This is a genomic window from Streptomyces sp. AM 4-1-1, from assembly GCF_029167625.1.
GTDB lineage: Bacteria > Actinomycetota > Actinomycetes > Streptomycetales > Streptomycetaceae > Streptomyces.
In genome coordinates, this window is the sequence record NZ_CP119145.1 from 3,364,147 (window position 1) to 3,381,626 (window position 17,480).

Here is a 17,480-nt window from a genome sequence, read left to right on the forward strand (position 1 = left end):
GTGACGGGTCGGGGGGTGTGCACCGGGTGGGCATCGGCCATCATGAAGGGGGAACGCGGAGGCCGTCACCGTTGGAGCGAGAACGGCCCCCGCCGAGCCGGGTTACCAGTCGCCGAAGTGGTGGTAGATCCAGACTGCAATCTGGATCATCCACCACACCTTCTGTACGCGACCAGCACTCCAGAGCCTCTTCGGCTTCCGGTGCTTCACCTCGGTACTGCTCCTCTCTCCAAACACCGCAACGGGATGTGCGGAGAGGGGAGCAGCGGCCAGGTGCCGACTGCTCGTCAGGCTACCGGCCACCGTTTTCCGTGTCCGGCAGTCGGCGAATTATCGGAACTGCCGGTTGTCCTCCCGCTGTCCGCCGTTCTGCCCACCGGTCCCCTACCTGTGTGCCGGGGTCTGTCCGGTGCCGGTGCCGGGGTCTGCGTCTGCGTCTGCGTCTGCGATGGAATCGGTGTCTGCGTCGGCAGCGGTGTCCGCGTCAGTGTCAGTGGCAGTGGCAGGCCCTAGTCCGGCACGCGAAGCGCCGTATCGATCTCGGTGAGCCAGCGGTCGACCGGTCCCACGGTGACCAGTCCGCTGCCCGCGCCCGCGAGTTGGCCCGAGGCCGGCAGCAGACGGGCGTGGACACGCTCCAGTACGGCACGGTCGCCCAACTCCAGCGCGAGCGCTGCTTCCAGGCAGCACAGCGCCTCGTACATCAGATCGGCGGGTGGCTCGGGCAGCGTCCGCAGTGCCGCTCCGGCCTCGGTCCGGCGGCCTTCGCGCAGCAGCGCGAACGGTTCGGCCCAGTCGCGGTACGGGCCCCACTCCGCGTTCCTGTCGACCGTCCACGCCGCTGACAGGACGGGGCTCGTGGGGCGGCCCGTCGAGTCGGTGGGTGGGGGGTGCGGGCTGTGCGGGGCGGGGGACGGTGCGGGGAGCGGAGCCTCCCCTCGTACGGAATCCGGGGTGTACGCCGGCTCGGAGCGCGTCCCGGCCGACAGGAGCAGACACAGCCGTGCGAACTGCGGCAGACCGTCCCCCAGGCCCGGCATCCCGGCACCGTCCAGCGCGTCGGTGGCCGCCCGGTAGGCGGCCTCGGCCCGGCGCGGCTGCCCGGTGGCCGCCGACCGCAGTGCTCCGTACCACCGGGTGAAGACGGCCACCAACGGGCGTTCATGGCGTTCGGCCAGCCGGTCCGCCGCCCTCGCGTGCGCGTCGGCGCCCGCGAAGTCGGCAAGGGCGCCTCGGGCCTGAAGCCGGATCAGGTGGCCCAGCACCTCGTACGTCACCAGGCCGTGCCGTGCGGACAGCGCGACGAGTTCCGCGCCGATCGCGTCCCGGCGCGGGGCGAGGCCCGCCCTCGTGCACGACTGCATGAACACGCCGTTCAGGGCGAACGCCAGCAGGGCGGGGTCGTCGAGGCGTCGCGCGATCCCCTCCGCCTCGCGCGCTGCTCCGGGCCCGCGCGGGGAGCGGGTGCCCCTCATCTCCAGCGCGATCGTCGCCAACAGACGGCACCGGGCCGTGTCGTGACGTCCGTCCAGGAGGGCGGCGAGGGTGCGTTCGGCGGCTGCGACGACCTGCCGAGCCTGCTCGGGGTCGTCGCAGCGCGTCCAGATCGCGGGGACGTCGAAGGTGCCGATCACCTGGGCGGTCAGTTCCGCGTCCCCGGTCCGCTCGGCCGCCGCGATGGCCGCCACCCGGTGTTCCCGCGCCGCCTCCAGGCCGCTGCCCCCGGTCACCGCGAGGTTCCGGATGAGACCGACCGTCGACTCCAGCCGGGCACGGGCGCCCGCCGCGACCGTACGGTCGTAGCTTTCGGCCGCCCTGGTCCACAGCCGGTCCGCCGCTGCCGCCGACGCCTCCGCCGTCGATGTCGGCGCGGCGGGGGCCGGGGCGGGAGCGGGCGGCTCGGTGGGGGCCGACGACGTGGAGTCCGCGAGGGGCGGGGAGCCTGCCGGGGGCGACGTCACCGATTCCTGCGTCGATCCGTGCGCCGGGTCATGGGCCGGGTCATGGGCCGGGTCATGGGCCGGGTCATGGGCCGGATGCGGCCTCGGCTGTGGTGCCTGCTGCGGAGTCGGCTGCGGTGCCTGCTGCGGCTGCGGACGTGCCAGGTCCAGAGTCGGGTCCTGCGCCAGGATGTCCGCCTCCAGTCGGCGCAGGTCCGCACCCGGGTCGAGTCCCAGCCGTTCCGCCAGCGCCGTCCTGGCCCTGCGCAGAACGGCGAGCGCGTCGCCCTGTCGGCTCGTCCGGTACAGCGCCAGCGCCAGCAGCCGCCAGGCGTCCTCCCGCCAGGGGTGGTCCGCGAGGTGTTCCTCCAGGCCGGGCACCGCCTCGGCCGCCAGTCCCAGGTCGAGTCGCGCCCCGGCCTGCCGCTCCACCGCCTGCGCCCGCAGTTCGGACAGACGGGAACGCTCGCCCCTGGCCCAGTCCTCCCCCGCGAACTCCGCATAGGCGGGCCCTCGCCACAGCCCCAGCGCTTCGTCGAGCCGCCGCAGCGCGTCCGCGGGCGGCAGCTTCGCGGCGGCGCCGACAGCCGCCTCGAAGCGCCAGGCGTCCACCGCGTCCGGCTCCGCCCGCAGTCTGTAGCCGGGGCCCTCGGTGACCAGCAGCCGGGCCGGGGTCCTGGGTGGGCGCTCGGGTTCCAGGGCCTTGCGCAGCGCGGCCACGAAGGTCTGCACCGCGCCGACGGCTCCCGGTGACGGCTCGTCCCACAGATCCGCCACCAGCCGGGCGACGGGTACGACCCGGCGACGGGCCACGATCAGCCTGGCCAGCACGGCGCGGTGCCTCGGCCCCTTCAACGCCAGCGGGCCGGTGTCGTTCTCGGCCGTCACCGGCCCGAGCACACTGAACGCGACGCGCTGCATCCCGACCTCTCCGACCATCCCCCTCCGCCACTGCCACTGCCACTGCCACTGCCACTGCCACCGGCATCTCACACGGTACGCGCCGGGCGGGCACGGCCCGGAACGGTCTCCGGTGCCACTCCCGTACCGCTCAAGTGCCGCCTCGGTGCTGACCGGGCGCTGATTCAGGCGCGGCAGGCTGCATGTGTCCGCCCTTCCGGCGGGTCCCACCGATCCGGCAGGCCCGGCAGAACGAGGACCACCAGCGGGTCCACCCGGCCCGGCCGCGTCCCGTACCCGCCACGGGCCCGCACGGGCCCCACAGGCCCCGTACACGACGAGAAAGCAGCGAACCGTGTCACCGACCATCCCCGATTTCGACCTCCACCGCATCCCCGTCGCCGACGACGTCACGCTCACCGCGGCCGTCGGCGGTTCGGGCAGCCCGATCGTGCTGCTGCACGGGTTTCCGCAGACCCACCTGATGTGGCGGCACGTCGCCACCGATCTGGCGGCCGACCACACCGTCATCTGCCCCGACCTGCGCGGTTACGGAGCCAGCGACAAGCCCGCCGACCCGGATGGCACCGTCTACTCCAAGCGCACCATGGCGGCCGATGTCGTCGCGTTGGCCCGCGCGCTCGGCCATGAGCGGTTCGCCCTGGCCGGGCACGACCGTGGCGCTCTGGTCGCGGTCCGGGCCGGGCTCGACCACCCCGACGCCGTCACCCACCTCGCGGCGCTCGACGTCCTGCCCACGCCGGACATGTGGGACGTGATGCGCGGTACGACCGCGGCCGTCGGCTTCCACCTCTACCTGATGGCACAACCCCCTGGCCTGCCCGAGCAGTTGATCAGCGGAGCCGCCGACGCGTTCTTCGGACACTTCCTCGACGTCTGGACCCGGAACCCGGACGCCATTCCCGCCGAGGTGCGCGCCGCCTACCTCGCGGCCTGCCGCGAAGCCGTGCCGTCGATCGTGGCCGACTACCGCGCCTCCGCCGGCATCGACGTCGAGCACGACCGGGCCGACCGCGCGGCCGGTCACCGACTGGCCATGCCGGTGTCCGTCCTCCAGCAGGACTGGGGCGCGGCCCTGGGCTACGACGCGGCCGAGCTGTGGCGGGCCTGGGCCACCGATCTGGACCACACCACGGTCACCTGCGGCCACTTCATGGCCGAGGAGTCCCCTGCCGAGGTGATCAAGGCCCTGCGGTCCCTCATGGCGCGGTGACGAACAGCAGGCGGACGACGAACAGCAGACGGCCACCTGCCGAAGCCGCCCTGTCGAAGCGGCTCGTACCGAAGGCGCTCGTACCGAAGCGGCTCGTACCGAAGGCGCTTGTACCGAAGCGGCTCGTACCGAAGGCGCTCGTTCCGAAGGGGCCCGTACCGAAGCAGCCCGCAACGGAACCCGCCCCCGGACGGATCAGCTCGCCGCCTCCTGCCCGTCCGTCTGTTTCAGCAGCGCCGCGAGATCGTCGGCGAAGCCCCCGCGAGCGCGGGCGCGCAGCCGGGGAGAGGTGAGTACGGGGCAGTCGGGGGTACGCAGGATGCGGTGGCCGCGCCCGCTCAGGGCCGCGACCAGCGCCCGGTCCTCGCCGACGTCGAGCGGCGGGAAGCCGCCCACGTCGCGGTACGCCTCGGCGCTCACGCCGAGGTTCGCGCCGTGCACATGCGGGTGGTGCCAGGGACCGCCCCGGGGCGGACGGGTCGCCTCGTACCGGAGCTGGTGGCGCGTCGCGAGGATGTCGGCGGTGGGCAGGACCACCGTACCCACGACGGCCTGCCAGCCTTCGCGTGCCCGCGCCTGGTGGTACGCGAGCCAGTGCGGCGGTACGACGCTGTCGGCGTCCGTGGCGGCGATCCAGGTGGTCCCGGCCGGACTGCCCAGTTCCCGCCAGGCGTACTCGGTGCCCACGGCTCGGGCGCGCCCCGGATTGCGGCAGTGGGCGGTGACGACCACGGCCCCGGCCCGTCGGGCGATGGCGGCCGTCCGGTCGTGGCAGGAATCGGCGACGACCACGGTCGTCGTCCGTACGGCGGCGAGGTTCGGATGCCGGACCGCGATGGCCACGGCGTCCAGCGCCGCGAGGAGCAGGGCCTCCTCGTTGTGCGCGGGGATGACGACCGCGATGGCCTCGATGTTCACACCAGCCCCTCTCTCGCGGCGGGGGTGGCGGGGCGACGGCCGTCCAGATGCGGTCGCGCGTGGATCTGGAGCACGAAGTCGTCCTCGCGGTGGTCGGCCATCAGGGCGAGGCCGGGGACGGAGGCGATCCGCCGCGCGATCTCGTCGCCGCTGTACAGGTGTTCGGGTACGGGGTGGTTCCAGTGGACGGTGGCCAGGGTGCCTCCCGGCTCCAGGGCCGCCACCGCGTGCTCCAGGAGACGGCTCAGCCCCTCCTCGTCCAGGTAGTAGAGGAGTTCGGAGAGCACGATCAGATCGAAGGTCCCGTCCGGCCACTGCTCGGGAAGCGTCAGCTGCCGTACGGTCACCTGCGGCAGATGGGCGGTACGGCTCCGGGTGGTCCCGACGGCCGACGCGACGCGGTCGCAGGCCAGCAGGGCGTCGCAGCGGCCGGCCAGCCGCCGGGTGAGCTCGCCGACCGAACAGGCGGGCTCGAACGCCCGGCGGTAGCGCGGCAGGGGCAGCGCGGCGACGGTGAGGTCGTACTTGCGCTGCTCGTACCAGCGTTCCGCGAGGTGCCAGGGGTCGTCGGATGCCTGGTACATGGTGTCGAAGTAGGCGGCGGGGGTGGCCGCCCGGCCGACACCGCCGCTCGCCCCCCGGCCCGGACCGTCACTCGTCCCCCGGCCCTGACCACCGCTCGTCCCCCGGCCCTGACCACCGCTCGCTCCCCGGCCCGGACCGTCACTCGTCCCCCGGCCCTGACCACCGCTCGCTCCCCGGCCCGGACCATCGCTCGTCCCCCGATCCGGACCGCCACTCGCTTCCTGCCCCGGACCGTCACTCGCTTCCCGGCTCACGCGCCCGCTCACGCCCCCTCCTTCGCTCCCGCTCACTCCCCGGCTCACTCGAAGACCACCTCGACCGCGCGCAGATGATGGGCGATCTCCTCCGGCGGCAGGACCGCCGCGTCCTCCGGAGCGGGACCCAGTGCCTCGGTCTGGCTGGTGAACCGTCCGACAGCGGCGCGTTTGCGTGCGGCCGTCGCCTCCGGAAGGCGGATTCTCGACGCGGCCGCCCAGGGCACGCGGGGGTCGTCGGGGCGCGCCCAGTGCCACATCCACACGGGGTACATCAGGCACGGCACGGATGCCGTACGGGCGGCGGCCAGCGCGGCCCGCCCCGCCGCCTCGTGGTCGCCGTGCACATCGCCGATCCAGGGCGCCAGGCACAGCGCCGCACCCGGCAGCAGCGCCGCGAGTGCCGTGGCGACGTCCTCCTCGTGGCGGGCGACCTCGGTGTCGGGCACCTTCAGCCGGATCACCTCCGCCCCCGGCGCTCCCAGCTCCGCCAGTGCCTCGCGCAGCTCCATGGCCCGGACGCCCGCCAGTTCGGCCGGGGTGACGAGTTCGCTGCCGGGGTGGGACCGCTCGCCGTCCGTGACGGAGACGACGGTCACGGCGACGCCTGATTCCGTGAGCAGCGAGATCAGGCCACCGACGCCGAGCACTTCGTCATCGGGGTGCGCGGCCACCACCACGACCCGGCCCTCGGTCGGCAGCCGTACATCGGGCAGCCCGTCCCAGCCGTCCCACGCCCGCCAGTCACTCTCGTCGGTCCCAGGGGCCTGGATGGCGTTGGCGGGGGCGGGGCCCTGCCCGGGGCGCTCCGTCACAGGAACTCCTTCATACGGATGGGGAAGTGTGGCGACGCGTGTGCGGGACGGTCGTGTACGGGACGTCGGTGTACGGGACGTCGGTGTACGGGGCGGTCGCGTACGGAACGTCGGTGCACGGAGCGGTCGCGTACGGGCCACTCCCGTACACCCCCGTGCGCGTCGTTCCCCTGCACGTCACGCCCGTACACATCACGCCCGTACCCGTTCACGCCGACCGCTCGCGGGCGACGAGGCCGCCCAGCTGGGCGAGGTCGCGTTCGCCGTGGTGCTGGCGGATGTAGACGGTCAGGTCGGCGACCGCGCGTGCGTGCCGTTCGTCGTGGCACAGGGGTCCGGCGCCGGTGGCCCGGCCGACCTGGGTCAGGACGTCGGCGCAGACCGATTCGACGAACGCGCGGACCCGCAGGCCACGGACCGGGGCCGCCTCCTCGGTGTCGAACGGGTCCCGGTCGATCTCGTCGGCGGCCCCGCGCAGTACGGCGTCGGCGGCGTGCAACCGCATGTCGACGGCGCCGAGGTGTGCGTCGGTGAACGGATCGGGGCCCCGCCGGGCGGCGGACCGCCTCAGCGCCTCCGCGACCGCGCGCGCCCCGCCGTACCAGCAGGCCGCCACCCCGATACCGCCGTGCTGGAACCCGGGCCTCCTGAGGTACGCCTCCACCCCGCCGACCGGCACGCCACGCACTCCGTCGAACCGCACATCGGGGGTGTCGCTGCCCGCCATGCCCACGGCCCGCCAGCTGCCCTCCACGGGACGGCAGCCACCGCTCCCGTCCCGTGGAGCCGCCGACCGGTCCTCCGCCGGGGCCCCCGTCCGGACGGCGAAGAGCCTGCGCCCGTCCGCCGCCCGCGCGGTCACCAGGGCGTGCGTACAGCTGTGCGCCCCCGAGCAGTACCGTTTCAGCCCGTCCAGCACCCAGCCCTGATCGGTCAGTGAGGCGGCCAGCCCCTCACCGGGCGGCTCGGCCGCCCAGACGCCCCAGCGTTCACCGGGCCGCGGCGGCGGCTCGCCCAGTTCGGCCAGGATCGCGACCGCGTCCACATGGCCCTCCACCAGTCGCGCCACGCACAGGTCGTCCTCCGCGACCGAGGTGAGGGCGGCGAACCGCTCGGCGGTCCGCCCCGCGCCGGGCAGCGGGAACTCGACCGACCCGGATTCCATGTCGGCCACCCACCGCGCGAAACCCTCGGCGGCCTCCCGCCGGGCCGACTCCGCGGTGAACCCGGCCGACGTGCCGGAACCGACGCGACCACCGCTCTCTTCGGCCGTCCGGGTGGCGGCCGGGTCCCGATACGTGGTGCCTTGCATCAGCGGTACTCCTTGGCACATCAGGCTCGCTCACGGATGCCCGGTCCGCGAACGGCTCAGGGCTTCGGACGCGCGCGGGGTGTCGTACGCCTCGTGGTCCCGGCGTCCCCCTCACCCTCGCGCCGTTCGACGACGTACGCATCCGAATGCCCGGGTATCGCCGCCGTACACGACGAGCCGCGGGAGCCGCACCCGACGCCCTTCGAGATACGGCCCGACGCCCCTTGACGTACGGCCCGAGACCCCTCGGAGTACCGGGGGCTCTCCTTCCGGCCTTCCGGGTGCTGATCACGGGGTCCCCGGTATCCGCCCGCGTCCGGCGGGTACCCGGTCCACCATGGAAACGACACCTCTGCGAGCACTCGTCCTCGTGTGCACGCTCACGCCGTCCCCCGCCCGCTCCAGCTCCCATCTGCTGGCCGACCAGGTGCTGGAGGCCCTGCGCGAGCACCACGTCACGGGCGAGGTGGTCCGGATCGCGGACCACGACGTGCGGCCCGGCGTGCAGGTCGACATGGGTGAGGGGGACGCCTGGCCCGAGATCCGCGAGAAGGTCATCGCGGCCGACATCCTCATCCTGGCCACCCCCATCTGGCTGGGCCATCCGTCGAGCCTGGCGCAGCGCGTCCTGGAGCGGCTGGACGGTGAGCTGTCCGAGTCCGACGACGAGGGCCGCCTGCTGACGTACGGCAAGGTGGCGGCGGTGTGCGTCGTCGGTAACGAGGACGGCGCGCACAAGGTGAGCGCCGACCTGTTCCAGGCTCTGAACGACGTCGGCTTCTCACTCGCGCCCGGTGCCGTCACCTACTGGGTCGGGGAGGCCATGCAGGGGACGGACTACCAGGACCTGGACAAGGCTCCGGAGGCGGTGACATCGACGACGAAGACCCTCGCCTCGAACACGGCTCACCTGGCCCGACGGCTGCGGTCCGCCCCCTACCCGCCGAGCTGAGCCGCCCCCTGATCGTCGCCCTGGCCGGGATCACCGGCCTCAGCTCGATCCTCGGCCGCAACCACCGGCTGACGCCGGCCGCGCTCGTCCCGGACCGGCGCCGCACGTGGACGTGAGCGACTTCGGCACGGTCTCCACGGTGCTCGCCGTGGGCGGCATCGCGGGCGCGGTGCCCGCCGGGCGGATGCGGAACCCGTCGGTCCGGCCGTCCGGCCGTCCGGCGCCGAGCGTCCCACGGCAGGCACGGAGCACGACGGGCAGACGGGCAGACGGGCAGACGGGCAGACGGGCAGACGGGCAGACGGGCAGACGGGCAGACAACAGACGGGGCAGGCAGACAGGCACGGGACGCGGCACAGCCCGTAGCGTGGACGGATGGACGAGACCGGCACGACGGGCCAGCCGCCGGGCCCCGGGGAACCCGACTTCCCGGCCCAGCACGCACCCCACCCCACCCGGCTCGACGAACTGGACGCGCTCATGGTCCGGTGCCGGGCGTGTCCTCGGCTGGTGGCCTGGCGGGAGGAGGTCGCCGTCGTCAAGCGCGCCGCCTTCCGGGACCAGGAGTACTGGGCGCGGCCCGTGCCCGGTTTCGGGCCCGCCGACGCGGCCCTGGCGGTGATCGGACTCGCGCCCGCCGCGCACGGCGGCAACAGGACCGGCCGGATGTTCACCGGGGACGCCGCCGGTGACTTCCTCTTCGCCGCGCTGCACGCCGTCGGCCTCGCCTCACAGCCCACCGCCACCCACGCCGGGGACGGCCTCACCCTCCACGGCGTACGGCTCGCCTCTCCCGTGCGGTGCGCCCCACCGCAGAACCGTCCCACCACCGCGGAACGCGACACGTGCCGGCCCTGGCTGTCGGCCGAACTCGAACTGCTGAGCCCCGGCCTGCGCGTGCTCGTCGTCCTCGGTGGCTTCGGCTGGCAGGCGCTGCTGCCGGTACTCGCGGACGCGGGCTGGCAACTGCCCCGCCCCCGCCCCGCGTTCGGCCACGGGGCCCAGGTGACCCTGTCCGGCACCGACGGCAGAGAGGACCTGCGGCTCATCGGCTGCTACCACCCGAGTCAGCGCAACACGTTCACCGGGCGCCTCACCCCGGCGATGCTCGTCGACGTGTTCCGCGAGGCGGCGGACCTCGCCGGACTGCCCACGACTCCCTGACCGACGGCCGCCCGGAAGACGTCAACCACCCCTTGTCGAAACCACCCGATCAGCTGAGTTCTCCGCATCCTCATCGATAATGACGATGACGATCACGGTAGTCACTGGGGGGACGACTCATATGCGTATCGCGGTCTATCTGGCGCATCCACGGGCGGGCAGCTTCAACCACGCGGTGTACGACGCCGTGGTCGACGAACTGCGCGGACGCGGGTGCGAGGTCCTGGCCCACGACCTGTGCGCCGAGGGGTTCGATCCGGTGCTGTCCGCCGACGAGACGGGGACGGTACGGGACGCCCCGGCCGCCCGGGACACCTGGGTGGCCCGGCACCGCGCGGAGGTGGCCACGCTCGACGCCATGGTCTTCGTCCACCCGAACTGGTGGGGGATGCCGCCCGCCGTGCTCACCGGCTGGCTCCAGCGCGTGCTGGTACCCGGAGTGGCGTACAAGCTGGGCACGGCGGACGGCGAACCGGCCGGGCTCCTCAAGGCGGGCCGGGCCCTCGTACTGAACACCTCCGACACGCCCGCCGACCGCGAGCAGCAGGAGTTCGGCGATCCGCTGGAGCGGATCTGGGCGGCCTGCGTGCTGCCGTACACCGGGGTGACCGACATCCACCGGTTCGTGTTCCGTACCGTCACCGACTCCACCGACACCGAACGCGCGCACTGGCTGCGCCAGGCCCGCGAACTGGCGTCCGCTCTCGTCACCTGAGCCCGAACCCACTTCGTGCCGAACGGACACGCACCCGGACACGCGCACGTGCACGGACCTGATCCGATCCGTCCGGCGCGCGCTCCGGCGGGTAGACGGGCCCCATGGGCGACATTCTGGTCGGTACGTGTTCATGGACGGATACCGCTCTGCTGGCCGCGGGCTGGTACCCGCCGGGGCTGCGCGACGCGGAGGGAAGGCTGCGGCACTACACGAGCCGGTTCCCGGTGGTGGAGGTCGACGCCACCTACTACGCGCTGCCCAGCCTCCGTAACAGTCACCTCTGGGCCGAACGCACCCCGGACGGCTTCCGCTTCGACGTGAAGGCGTTCTCACTGATGACCGGGCACCCGACCCGGCCCACGTCGCTCCCCGTCGATCTGCGGCCCGCCCTGGCGTCCTCCCGGGGAGGCAGGACCGGGTACGACGAGGTCGACGCCGGTTTGCTCGACGAGGTGTGGCAGCGGTTCCGGGGCGCGCTCGAACCGCTGCGCGCGGCGGACCGGCTCGGCACCCTGTTGTTCCAGTTCCCCCCGTGGATCGCCCCGGGGCCCCGGGCGGAGACCTTCCTGAAGCGGTGCGGGGAGCGGGCGGCGGGCTGGCCGGTGGCCGTGGAGTTCCGGCACCCCGACTGGTGGCGGGAGGACCGGTACGCCGCCACCCACGCGCTGTTGGCCGACGCGGGCATGAGCGCGGTGGCCGTGGACATGACGCAGACGCTGCCCGTGTCCATTCCTCCCGTCACCCCGGTCACCGCACCGCGCCTGGCCGTGGTCCGCTTCCACGGCCGCAACAGCGCCTGGGGGTCCGGCACCAAGGAGGAGAGGTTCCGGCACACGTACTCGACGGCGGAGCTGACCGAATGGGTGCCGCGTCTGCACGCCATGGCCGAACGGGCCGACCGGCTCCACGTCCTGTTCAACAACTGCTGCGCCGACGCCGCCGTCCGCGCGGCGGAGTCGATGCGCGGACTCCTCGGGCTGCCCGCCGGAACAGAGGGACAGGAGCGGCAGGAAGACGGAGGCTCCCCCGAGAACGCGAGGACGTGAAGCGCGGGAGGCGCAGAAGGTACGGAGGTACGGAGGTACGAGGACGCGCGGCGCGCGGGAGGTGCGAGGACGCGAGACGCGAGGGCGCGAGGACCGCAACCGGCCCCCGACCCTCGCGCCCCCTGTGTCACGGTGCCGCTTCTGAGACCTATCGACCGCCTCGGAGACCCCGCTCTCTCAGCGACCTTGTCTGCCTCAGCGACCTTGTCGATCTCGTCGGCCTCAGCGGCGGCCTCGCCAGTCTCAGGCGCCCGTGTCCGCCTTGCGACGGCGTCCGATGAACACCGCGCCCGCGCCGATCACCAGGGCCGCGCCGCCCGCGAGGGCGATGCCCGAGGTGGCGGAGGAGGAACCGGTGGCGGCGAGGGTGCCGGTCGCGGTGTTCGCCGCGCTGATCGGCACGGCACCGCCCTGCGGCAGTACATCCGTGTTGCCGGGCTCGGACGTGCTCGGCGCGTCCTCCACCTTGCCCGGGGTACTGCCCTTGGCCTTGATCTCGAACTCGTACGTTTCGATGTCGGGGGTTCCGCCGCAGGACCCGTTCTTGTTGATGTAGTCGCCCGCGACGAACGCGACACCCCCGGCGGCCGGCGCCGAGGCGTCGACCGTGAGGCGCAGCTTGACGTCGGCGTGGGCGCCGGGCTTCAGCGACTTGATGGAACCGGCGTAGTGGTCACGGTCGAGGTTCTTCCACTGCCCGGAGGCGGCGGAGGACCACTGGAGACGCAGCAGCGCGTCGATGTCCTTGAAGGTGTCCGCGTCGAGCGCGTGGACGCCCGCGTACGGCAGGACCTCGTCCAGGGTCTTGTCGGTGCCGTTGGTCACGCGGAGCTTGAACGTGGTCGTCGTACCGGCGACGATCTTGGAGGGCAGTCCGGTGACGACCGTCGTGAGCCGGGACTCGGCGACGCAGTCGTCCTCGCCGCCTTCCTCCTCCTGTTCCTTCCTGGCGTCGGCGAGGGCCTTGTCGGCGGCCTCCTTGGCGGCCAGTGCGTCGGCCGCGGCCGTCTTGGCCACGCTGTACCGCCGAACCGCCGAGACACGCAGGTCGTCGGCCGCCGTGTTGGCCTTCGTCGCCTCTTCGTCGGCGGTCTTCTTGGCCTCTTCGGCCGCCTTCTGGGCGGTCTCGGCGTCGGTGACGGCCTGCTCGGCGGCGGTGACCCGCTCCTCCGTCGCGTCGGCGGGCAGATTATCGAACGCGGTGCGGGCGTCGGCCAGTGTGGCGTCGGCGGTGACCTTGTCGGCGGCAGCGGCCTTCGCCGCCGCCGATGCCGCGACGGCCTTCACATTGTGCGGCGCGTCGGAGGAAAGGGCCGCGTTCATGTCCTTGAGGGCTTCGGCCAGGGCGGCCGCGGCGTCCTCGTACGCCTTCTGGGCCTGGGCGGCGGCCTTTTCCAGCTCGGATATGGAGGGCTTGTTCTGCGTCTGGGACACGGGCCTGGTATCGGCGAACGCCGGTGTGACGGAGAGAAGCACGACGGGTGCGGTGACAGCGGCAGCGACAGCCGTCGCGAGGACACGGCGAATCTTCACATGAGCCCTTTTCTGGGTCTGAGATCGTAGAGGCGGCCGCAGTTGATGATCCACAGAGGCAACCTGCGGTGATGGTAAGACGGAGGCAAAGCCGAAGAAAGAGGAATTGCCACTCATTGCCCGCGCGCGCACCATCCATCGGGTGGGCAAAAATGGTCAACCGGGGCAGTTGCTCCCCATTCCCTGGTTTTATCTGTGAGCCATGTCATTGGTCCGGAGGTTTCGCCTGAGCTTTCATCAGAGCTTTCACCGGACGTCTCGACGACCGCACCCCGACCGATACCTTCTCCGATAAACGCTTCCGGGCGGGGGGTGCGGCAATTCCGCACTCGTTCTCCTCGCCGATGAACCTCCACGCCGATGAACCTCCTCACTGGTGACCCACCCCTGAATTCGACGCCCCGACCACCCTCGCCCAGGGGCTGTCCCGTGGTCCTGGCCCCGGCCGCAGCGCCCCGCGCGGCGGCCCGGGTACCTCCTTCAGCCGTGGGCCGGGCCGCTGCGCTCGCCGTTCCGCGCGCCCCTCGCGATGATCGGTCCATGACCCACAGCGATCACGCCAAGGACGGAAACCACGGCAAGGGCGTCACCGTGCGGATCGCCCAGCGGCCCGAGGCGGACGAACTGCTCGGCCGCAGTCCGCTCGCCGCGCTGATCGGGATGCTGCTGGATCAACAGGTGCCGATGGAATGGGCGTTCACCGGTCCGTACACGCTCGCCCAGCGCATGGGCGGCGCCGATCCGGACGCGCGCGTGATCGCCGATCACGACCCGGAGGCATTCACCGCCCTCTTCACCACCAAGCCCGCCCTGCACCGCTATCCCGGCTCGATGGCCGCACGGGTGCGGAAGCTCTGCCAGTTCCTGGTGGCGGAGTACGACGGGGACGCGAGCGCGGTCTGGAACGGCGTCGGGAGCGGGGCCGAACTGCTGGAACGCCTGAAGGAACTGCCCGGGTTCGGCGTCCAGAAGGCGCAGATCTTCCTGGCCCTGCTCGGCAAACGGTTCGGGGTCCGCCCGCCGGGCTGGCGGGAGGCGGCAGGGCCGTACGGGGAGCCGGGCTCGCACCGCTCGGTCGCGGACATCACCGGGCCGGAATCGCTCGCGGCGGTACGCGCCCACAAGCAGGAGGCCAAGCGCGAGGCCCGGGAGGCGGCCCGGCGAACCGCCGAACAGGCCACCGCACGGGCCACCGAACAGGCGGGCCGGACATGACCGCCCCCGAACCCGGCACCATCCGCACCACCACCGGGCCCCACGCCGCACCAGGGTCCCGCACCAATCCCGAGCCCGGCACTCGCCGCGCCACCGCCGCCGGTCGGGCCCTCGCCGTGGTCACCGCCACGGCGCTGACCGTCCCACTCCTCCTCGGAGCCACCACACCACCCGCGCCCGTCGCCGGGGACCCCGCGAAGAACGCGAAGAATCTGGCACGCCTTCTCGTACGGGACAGCACCGCCCAGGGCGCGTACCGCCATCTGCGGATGTTCCAGGCGATCGCCGACTCCTCGGACGGTCACCGCGCGGCCGGAACGCTCGGCCACGACGCCTCCGCCGCGTACGTCTACCGGCAGCTCAAGGAGGCGGGTTACCAAGTCTCGTACGACACCTTCGACTTCACGTACACCGAAACGCTCGCCGAGAAGCTGTCCGTCGCCCCGCCCCGCTCCCTCGACCTCACCGTCAAGGCGATGACGTACACCGCGTCGACCCCGGAGGGCGGGATCAAGGCCCCCCTGGTCGCCGTACCCACCGACGCCACCACAGGCTGCGAAGCCGCCGACTACACGGCCGCCACCACCCCCACCACAGCCACAGCCACAGCCACAGCCAGGACCGTCAGGGCCGCCGGAAGCGTCAAGGGTGCGATCGCCCTCATCAAGCGCGGCGGTTGCCCGTTCGCCCAGAAACAGGCCGCCGCCGCGACCGCGGGCGCGGTCGGCGCGCTCATCTACAACAACGCCGACGGCGACCTCTCCGGCACCCTCGGCTCTCCCGAAGCGGGGCGCGTCCCGACCGGCGGGCTCTCCAGGGCGGCGGGCGAGAAGCTGCTCACCGAACTGGCGGACGGACCGGTGACGGTGGCGCTGGAGATCCGCGAACGGCGCGAACGGCGCACCACCCGCAACGTCGTCGCGGAGACCCGGGGCGGCGACCCCGCGCGGACCGTCATGCTCGGCGCGCACCTCGACTCGGTGGCCGAGGGGCCCGGGATCAACGACAACGGTTCCGGATCGGCCGGGCTCCTCGAAGTCGCCCTGCGGCTCGCCGGGGCCGGGGCCTTCCCCGCACCGGCCCATAAGGTGCGCTTCGCGTGGTGGTCGGCCGAGGAGAACGGCCTCAAGGGCTCGGAGGCCTTCGTCAGGAAGCTCACCGCGGACCAACGGAAGCGGATCGCGCTCTACCTCAACTTCGACATGGTCGCGTCCCCGAACGCCGCCCAGTTCGTCCTCCGCGGCGGGGCCACCGGCCCGAAGGGGTCCGACCGGCTGGAGCGCGACATCGGCGACTTCCTCGACCGGCGGGGCACCCCGCACGAGGGCACGGCCTTCGACGGACGCTCCGACTACGGCCCGTTCGTGGAGGCCGGCATCCCGTCCGGCGGTACGGACACCGGCGCCGAGGGCGTCAAGACGACCACCCAGGCGAAGGTGTACGGCGGCACGGCGGGGAAGGCGTACGACCCCTGCTACCACGCGGCCTGCGACAAGCTGGACAACCTGGATCTCACGTCCCTGGAGACGAACATCGACGTCATGGCGAACGCGGTGGGGACGTACGCCCACGAGCTGCCGTTCCCCCCACGCTGACCACCCCCTGCCGCGCCGGCACACCACCGGCCTCACCACCACCAGCCGCCCGAATTGCTTCCTATGCAGCGCTTTCGTCTGCATTCACCGGCAATCGCGGCCCTCGCCCATGGCTGCACCCCGAGCCGTGCGGCCGGTAGGCTTTCCGTGTGATCTTCAAGCGCATCGGAAATGGGCGGCCATATCCCGACCATGGCCGGGAAAGCACCCGACAGTGGGCGGATGTCGCACCGCGTCCGGTCCGCCTCGACCAGCTCGTCACCACCAAGGGCCAGCTGGACCTCGAAACCCTGCTCGCCGAGGACTCCACCTTCTACGGCGATCTGTTCCCGCACGTCGTGCGGTGGCAGGGCAACCTCTACCTGGAGGACGGACTGCACCGCGCGGTGCGCGCCGCGCTCCAGCAGCGCCAGGTACTGCACGCGCGGGTCCTCGAACTCGAGTGACACCCCGGACCATCACGCGCGCCACCGTGTGACCACCTCCGACGCCTCATGGGCGTTTTCAGGTGCTTTCGGGTGTTTTAAGGACCGTACGGGCGCCATCGATCGATCATCTGGTAGGCATCCCCAGCGGGTCGCACTACGCTGCGCCCATGAGCATGCTCACTCCCCCCGGCATGGGCGGAAAGTACCGCATCACGGGCGCCAAGTTCCCTCGCATGCGACGCCCCCGCCATCGGCGCAAGCTGGTCCTCTCGGCCGCCGCCGCTGTGGTGACCCTCGGTTTCGCCGGTTGGGGCACCTTGCAGCTCATCGACGTCTTCACCGGTGGCACCGACAAGGCCAGCGCCGCCGAGCACAAGGCGGCCTGCCCCTCCCCGAAGCCCTCGGCGCCCGCCAAGGTGCTGCCGAAACCGGCCCTGATCACGGTCAACGTCTACAACGCGACCCCGCGCGCCGGCCTCGCCAAGACAGCGGCCGACGAGCTGAAGAAGCGTGGTTTCCGGATCGGCAAGGTGGCGAACGCGCCGGCCGAGTACGACAAGAAGATCCCCGGCCCCGGACTGCTGCTCGGCGCGCCGACGGCCGCGAACGGCTCGATGCCGGTCCTCGGTACGCAGCTGGCGGGCGCCGCCCGGAAGACGGACGCCCGGCGGACCGCGGACGTCGATCTGATCATCGGTACGGGCTTCACGACGTTCGCCACCCCGCAGGACGCCGCCGCCGCGCTCACCGCCCTCGACAAGCCGGCCCCCGCGCCCTCCTGCTGAGAAAAAGAAGGACGCGGGGGCCGGAAAGACCTCGTACGGCCGAAGCCTCGCACGACAAGCCCTCGTATGCCCGAACCCTCGTACGG

General features: G+C 72.5%; 15 protein-coding genes. 9 read left to right on the forward strand and 6 right to left on the reverse strand.

Annotated features, from left to right (window positions below; all coding sequences use genetic code 11):
- Positions 1–509 precede the first annotated feature (509 nt).
- Positions 510–2,861 carry a BTAD domain-containing putative transcriptional regulator gene (locus tag PZB75_RS14350; RefSeq protein WP_275538708.1) on the reverse strand — a complete coding sequence of 784 codons (2,352 nt, stop codon included), beginning with the start codon at positions 2,859–2,861 and terminating at the stop codon, positions 510–512.
- Positions 2,862–3,195: 334 nt separating this feature from the next.
- Between PZB75_RS14350 and PZB75_RS14355 the strand changes: the two genes are divergently transcribed.
- The gene (locus tag PZB75_RS14355) at positions 3,196–4,074 is read left to right on the forward strand and encodes an alpha/beta hydrolase (RefSeq protein WP_275535686.1); all 879 of its coding nucleotides are present in this window, start codon (positions 3,196–3,198) and stop codon (positions 4,072–4,074) included.
- A 195-nt stretch (positions 4,075–4,269) separates the two neighbouring features.
- Here PZB75_RS14355 and PZB75_RS14360 read toward each other — a convergent pair whose 3' ends face one another.
- The 4 genes from PZB75_RS14360 to PZB75_RS14375 form a co-directional block, all read right to left on the reverse strand.
- On the reverse strand, positions 4,270–4,992 hold the full coding sequence (locus PZB75_RS14360; RefSeq protein ID WP_275535687.1) for a glycosyltransferase: 723 nt from the start codon (positions 4,990–4,992) through the stop codon (positions 4,270–4,272).
- Positions 4,989–5,576: an SAM-dependent methyltransferase gene (locus PZB75_RS14365; RefSeq protein ID WP_275535688.1), complete on the reverse strand. Its 588-nt coding sequence runs from the start codon at positions 5,574–5,576 to the stop codon at positions 4,989–4,991. The genes PZB75_RS14360 and PZB75_RS14365 overlap by 4 nt, the downstream gene beginning before the upstream one ends.
- A 299-nt stretch (positions 5,577–5,875) precedes the next feature.
- Positions 5,876–6,646 carry a PIG-L family deacetylase gene (locus PZB75_RS14370; RefSeq protein ID WP_275535689.1) on the reverse strand — a complete coding sequence of 257 codons (771 nt, stop codon included), beginning with the start codon at positions 6,644–6,646 and terminating at the stop codon, positions 5,876–5,878.
- A 208-nt stretch (positions 6,647–6,854) separates the two neighbouring features.
- Positions 6,855–7,958 (reverse strand): acyl-CoA dehydrogenase, encoded by a 1,104-nt coding sequence (locus PZB75_RS14375; protein ID WP_275535690.1) that lies wholly within the window; start codon positions 7,956–7,958, stop codon positions 6,855–6,857.
- Positions 7,959–8,295: 337 nt separating this feature from the next.
- Here PZB75_RS14375 and PZB75_RS14380 point away from each other — a divergent pair, with 337 nt between their 5' ends.
- The 4 genes from PZB75_RS14380 (at position 8,296) to PZB75_RS14400 (ending at position 11,838) form a co-directional block, all read left to right on the forward strand.
- Positions 8,296–8,910 (forward strand): flavodoxin family protein, encoded by a 615-nt coding sequence (locus tag PZB75_RS14380; protein WP_275535691.1) that lies wholly within the window; start codon positions 8,296–8,298, stop codon positions 8,908–8,910.
- Between the two features lie 375 nt (positions 8,911–9,285).
- Complete coding sequence (locus PZB75_RS14390; RefSeq protein ID WP_275535692.1) at positions 9,286–10,074, forward strand: uracil-DNA glycosylase; 789 nt, start codon at positions 9,286–9,288, stop codon at positions 10,072–10,074.
- A gap of 85 nt (positions 10,075–10,159) precedes the next feature.
- A complete protein-coding gene (locus PZB75_RS14395; protein WP_275535693.1) occupies positions 10,160–10,789 on the forward strand; it encodes an NAD(P)H-dependent oxidoreductase in 630 nt (209 codons plus the stop codon).
- A gap of 104 nt (positions 10,790–10,893) precedes the next feature.
- A complete protein-coding gene (locus PZB75_RS14400) occupies positions 10,894–11,838 on the forward strand; it encodes a DUF72 domain-containing protein (protein ID WP_275535694.1) in 945 nt (314 codons plus the stop codon).
- Positions 11,839–12,081: 243 nt separating this feature from the next.
- Here the strand turns inward: PZB75_RS14400 and PZB75_RS14405 are convergent, their stop codons facing one another.
- A complete protein-coding gene (locus PZB75_RS14405; RefSeq protein ID WP_343286237.1) occupies positions 12,082–13,272 on the reverse strand; it encodes an LPXTG cell wall anchor domain-containing protein in 1,191 nt (396 codons plus the stop codon).
- Positions 13,273–13,911: 639 nt separating this feature from the next.
- On the opposite strand from PZB75_RS14405, the gene PZB75_RS14410 reads away from it, so the two are divergent.
- The 4 genes from PZB75_RS14410 to PZB75_RS14425 all read left to right on the forward strand — a co-directional run bounded on the left by PZB75_RS14410 (position 13,912) and on the right by PZB75_RS14425 (position 17,394).
- Complete coding sequence (locus PZB75_RS14410) at positions 13,912–14,586, forward strand: HhH-GPD-type base excision DNA repair protein (protein ID WP_275535696.1); 675 nt, start codon at positions 13,912–13,914, stop codon at positions 14,584–14,586.
- The gene (locus tag PZB75_RS14415; protein ID WP_275535697.1) at positions 14,583–16,181 is read left to right on the forward strand and encodes a M28 family peptidase; all 1,599 of its coding nucleotides are present in this window, start codon (positions 14,583–14,585) and stop codon (positions 16,179–16,181) included. Before PZB75_RS14410 ends, PZB75_RS14415 begins: the two co-directional genes overlap by 4 nt.
- A gap of 149 nt (positions 16,182–16,330) precedes the next feature.
- Complete coding sequence (locus PZB75_RS14420) at positions 16,331–16,627, forward strand: type II toxin-antitoxin system VapB family antitoxin (RefSeq protein ID WP_275535698.1); 297 nt, start codon at positions 16,331–16,333, stop codon at positions 16,625–16,627.
- 173 nt (positions 16,628–16,800) lie between these two features.
- A complete protein-coding gene (locus PZB75_RS14425; protein WP_275538709.1) occupies positions 16,801–17,394 on the forward strand; it encodes a LytR C-terminal domain-containing protein in 594 nt (197 codons plus the stop codon).
- Positions 17,395–17,480: the final 86 nt, after the last annotated feature.